Below are 4,844 nucleotides of genomic sequence, written 5' to 3' on the forward strand. Positions count from 1 at the left end.
CTCTCCAGCAGCGGCAGCCGCCGCGAAGGGAAGTTGAGGATATCTCTGTCAAGTTTTTCGGACTCGCAGCCGACCTGGCCGGCCTCAGCAATGTAGAAGCCGCTGTCATCGGACATGGAGAGGTAGAGGGCCCCTTCACCGAGATCAACAACCTGGACATCGAGCGGGATCCCCGCTTTCCCATTCGGGTCACGATCCAGTTCTACAAAGCCACCGACAATGGCGTGGTCTCTGCTGAAGACATGGCCCAAATCCACCATCAAATTGCCCGCGTCTATCGAGAGGCCGACTATGTGGGCAGCTTGGTGCTTCAGCGGGACACAGGCCGACCTACGGAGTACGACCGTGATGCAGAGACAGAGCGCCCCTTTCCCTTTCCTGGGTGGCCCTAGTATCAGGGCCTACTGCGCATTCTTCCCACAACCTGCAAGCGAGGGGCAGCATCTTCTCGCCCTAGAGTTTCTCTACTACACTGACAACTGACCTGGTGCCAAGAGGAGGGGGTGTCGGCCCGATATCCTCGGCAAGGTCTGGGTCTGTAGAGGCGGTTGCCAAAGTATCCTCTTTTGAGGCGGAGGTGCTTGCCTGTACCAGCTCTTGCCCAAGGCAGTGGGGAGCTTTTCCTGCAACACTATGGCTGACGCAGTTCCCGTTCGGCGCTACGACCTGTTTGTGCAGGCTTCCCGGCTGCTGCAGCGCTACCGGCAGCTCACGCCGGAACTCCGTCCGATAGGGCTAGAGGTGGCTCTGGCCATCCAGTATCACCGCGCTCAGGCCGGATCGGGATCCCTGCTGCCTTGGGTGGGATCCCCCCGCGGATTACCCTTGCAGCAAGTGGCCCAGCGCATTTGCGACCCGTTTTACAGCAAAACCCATCCTCTTTTGCCGACCCTACCCGAAACTGGCGAGCCTTTGGTGTGGCCTCTGTTCAACCAGGGGGAAAACGGTTTGATCCGGCCCCTGGCCCCGAGCAAAGTGGGCGGGAAACTGGCGGAACGGCGCTGGCTCAAAGCCTGCAACAGCCAGGAAGGGATCGGCTGTCATGCCTTGGCGGCCCACTTGTGGCAAGACGAGCGCTTTTTGGCCGAAGACCGGGATCTCTGTCCTTTCCGCCTTTATGACGGGCGCTACCCCTTGAGCGTGGATCAAGGGCGACAGACTTGCGGCTTTGACGATCACCCCTGTGGCTGGCAGCCGGGACACCCCAAAATGTTGCAGGTGGTGGGCAAAGGCAAACAGGCCGAGATCCTGCTCCCCCACTGGACGGATGACATGTGGGCGATGCTTATTCCCTCCCATCGTCCGCTGCCGATTTACCCGCTCTTGGTGATGCTTTACTTTGGCCAAGAAACTTTGCAAAAGGGGCGGAGCAGCCTCTCCATCGAGCAATTTCGTCTGGATTTTCAGTTTAGCCAGTCTCAACTGCGCCTGTTGTTCGACACCCACCCTGAGCACCCCTTGAATCGACACCTGCTTACCTGGGCTCAGCAGCCAGAGGTGGAGTGGGGATCCACAGAACTCTTGCCCCAGATGCCGCCCCTCCTGCATCAACCTGCTGGGGGCAAGGTGGTTTTGGATCCCGATGAGCCGCCCCAGTTCCGCAGCAGTGGGATCCCTCACAGCGCCGGGACAGACCCGCTGATGGCAGAACGCCGCCGTCGACGTCAGTTGGAGCGCAGCGAGCGCCACAACGAGATCTTGCACCAGTTTCGCCGCTGGTTCCGCCTGGCAGGATTGGAAGTCCGGGAGGATCAGCATACCTTTGACTTTTTGGCCGTGGCGGACGGGCATCTGCTTTTGGCCGAAGTGAAGCTCCTGCACCACAAGGATGCGGCAGAGGCTTTGCAGGAAGTGGTGGGACAGTTGCTCTACTACGAGCGCTTTGCCCTCGGCCCCTGGATCGAGCAGGGCTTTTCCGTTCAGAAGGCCGCCGTTTTCGATGGACCACCGCCGGATCCCTATGTGCGATTTCTAGAAGACCTGGGCATTGCCACCTACTGGATCAACGAGCAGCAGATGATCGATGGGCCAGAAAACTCTTTACGCCTGCTGCGCCAGATGGGGGTGCGGGTACGACCGGATCCCGAATTGGGGGATTAGGGGAAAAAGCCTGCCCATGTTCTCCCCTGAGTTTTGACTCAGGCGGGGGTAACTTCTTGTCTTCTTAAGCGTACCTTAGCTGCCCCTTTACTCAGATTCCTTCCTGAAGATGGTATCCATATAGACGGTAAAAATACGGGATCCTTTGAAGTTTCGGGAGGAGTGAAGCAGATGTGGTCTAGGGTTACTTCGCGTCGTGTTGCCCAATCAATTGCGGTGCTAGTTTTTGGTTTGGTGCTTTTGGTTTCTCTGCAAGGGTGCGGCTCCAGAAGAACTCTTTTGCCAAAACTTACACCTGTGCCAGCACCGACCCCGACTTCAACACCCACAGCCACGCCAACACCGACGCCCACGCCGGGAGGCTGTGATCCCAACGCCAACCTGATCCCAGTTGGCACTGTCCAGGGCACTGGCTTCACTTCCCCCCTGGTGAACCAAACAGTCACGGTTTCTGGAATCGTAGTAGGAGACTTTGAAAATGAGGGGGTGGCTGGCCAAACCTATCTCCAGGGCTACTACCTACAAGATGATGGTGACGGGAATCCCGCCACATCAGATGGCATCTTCGTTTTCAGTGGCACAGCTAATAACGTCAGGCTTGGGGATAGGGTTCAGGTGACCGGAACGGTTGCTGAGTTCCGCCAGCAAACCCAGCTCTCCAACGTCACCAGCTTTACTGTCTGTAGCTCTGACAATCCGTTGCCGGCCCCAGTGCAGATCTCTCTACCGCTGACTGCGGAGCAAAGGGAAGCTCTGGAAGGAATGCTGGTCACATTTGGAAATCAGCCCCTGTTTGTAACCGACTCCTTCTTGCTGGGACGCCACGGGGAGCTGAGTGTGGCCACAGAGCGGTTGTTCACTCCTACGCAAATTGCGGCTCCCAGCCAGGCAGCTGCCATTCAAGCGGAAAACGACCGAAAGCGGATTCGCATTGATGACCGGCTGCTCACCCAAAACCCAGATCCGGTTATCTACCCCACTCCGGGTGGCCTGAGCGCGGCTAACACTGTGCGCGGCGGCGATCGCGTCAGCAACATCACCGGGATCATGACCCAGTTGCGAGGCCGGAATGTCAGTGGCGATGTGGATGCGACCATCGACTACCGTATCCACCCCAATGATCCCAACAACTTGCCCAGGTTTACAGCCACCAACCCTCGCCCGCAAAACCCACCCTCAGTAGGGGGCTCCCTGAGGGTAGCTAGCTTTAACCTGTTCAACTACTTCAACACCTTCGGCAACGCCTGCTTCCCCAATAACTCCTCCTGTCAGGGAGCCAGCAACGCCACCGAGTTCACCCGCCAGCGGGATAAGCTCATCGAGGCTATTCGCCGCATGGATGCCGATATCGTAGGCCTCAACGAGTTAGAAAACGATGGATACGGTTCGAATAGTTCCATTCAGGATTTGGTGAACGGGCTCAACCAGGTCATGGGGGCAGGAACCTACGCCTTTGTGAATGTTGGAGTGCCCAACCTGGGCGGCGATGCCATCACCAACGGCTTTATCTACAAGCCAGCTACGGTTGAAATTGCCCCCGGCACTAACCCGGCCTTCCTGGACACAGGGGAATTCACCCAAGGCCCCGGACGCTTCCATCGTCCTCCTCTGGCTGTAACCTTCCGGCAGCGGAGCAACAACGCCACCTTCACTGTTGTGGTCAACCACTTCAAGTCCAAGGTTTCTCCCTGCGATCCTATTGACAACGATCCCTTCCAAGGCAATTGCAACGGCAACCGCACCCGGGCCGCTCAGCAACTCTTGAGCTGGCTCGCCACCAATCCAACTGGCTCCACCGATCCGGATGTGTTGATTATGGGGGATCTCAACTCCTACGCTATGGAGGATCCGATCAAAACTCTGGAGGCGGGCGGGTTCATCAACCTCAATGGCTCCAACAGCTACTCCTTTAGCTTCCAAGGACAGTGGGGATCTCTGGATCATGCCCTGGCCAACAGCAGTCTGAGACCCCAAGTTACAGGCTCAGCTAAGTGGCACATCAACGCTGATGAGCCCGTGAGCTTGGACTACACCCTGAGCTTCAAGAGTCCCTCTCAGCAGAGCCTCTTCTACGCCAGCGATCCCTTCCGCTCTTCCGACCACGATCCGGTGCTCGTTGGCTTGAACCTGACTCCGGCCCCAACACCGACGCCGACGCCCACACCGACACCGACGCCCACACCGACGCCGACGCCCACACCGACACCAACTCCTCCTTCCGTTAACCTGCCTTTGACTGAAGGCTTTGATAACTGCAACCCTGCTCCAGCCGGCTGGCAGATTGTGGATGTGGACGGCGACACCAGTCGTTCCTGGCGTTGTGTCAACTCCCTTGCCGAGGCCAACGCTTTCAACGGTCAGCAACCGGGTAATGACTGGCTGATCACTCCTCCTCTGAACCTGGCTTCCGTCAGCAACCCAGTTCTGACCTTCCGCAATCAGAGTTCTTTTAGCGATAACGGCCTTCCTCCTTCGCAACAACTAAGCGTTCTTTACTCCACCAACTACAGCGGTGCAGGCACTCCAGCGGCAGTGAATGCAGCCACTTGGACTGCTCTGACGATTCCCACTCTCTCTACGGGCAGCTTCGTCGACTCCGGCCCGATTTCTCTGGCTGGGATCCAGCCTTCCAACCGTGTTTACATTGCCTTCCGCTATCGCTCTTCTGGTACAGCTTCCGGCTCGGCCACTCGCTGGCGGGTGGATAGTGTCAACATCTCCGGGAACTAGGTGTGGGATCCTAG

General features: G+C 57.9%; 2 protein-coding genes and 1 pseudogene. All 3 read left to right on the forward strand.

The genetic code is table 11. The annotated features are described in order from the left end of the window. Positions 1 to 392 (forward strand): annotated as a pseudogene (locus NW820_RS10125) (hypothetical protein); the annotation flags it as partial. 241 nt (positions 393 to 633) lie between these two features. Further along, a complete protein-coding gene (locus NW820_RS10130) occupies positions 634 to 2,100 on the forward strand; it encodes a hypothetical protein (RefSeq protein ID WP_011434306.1) in 1,467 nt (488 codons plus the stop codon). 171 nt (positions 2,101 to 2,271) lie between these two features. Next, positions 2,272 to 4,830, forward strand: a complete 2,559-nt coding sequence (locus NW820_RS10135; protein WP_414407417.1) for an ExeM/NucH family extracellular endonuclease — start codon at positions 2,272 to 2,274, stop codon at positions 4,828 to 4,830. Positions 4,831 to 4,844 lie beyond the last annotated feature (14 nt).

This window comes from Synechococcus sp. R55.7 (genome assembly GCF_047461955.1).
GTDB lineage: Bacteria > Cyanobacteriota > Cyanobacteriia > Thermostichales > Thermostichaceae > Thermostichus.

What these genes read in the sequence shown, in the direction of transcription:
- NW820_RS10130 (WP_011434306.1), top strand. Translation starts at nt 634, where the DNA reads ATGGCTGACGCAGTTCCCGTTCGGCGCTACGACCTGTTTGTGCAGGCT.
- NW820_RS10135 (WP_414407417.1), top strand. Translation starts at nt 2,272, where the DNA reads ATGTGGTCTAGGGTTACTTCGCGTCGTGTTGCCCAATCAATTGCGGTG.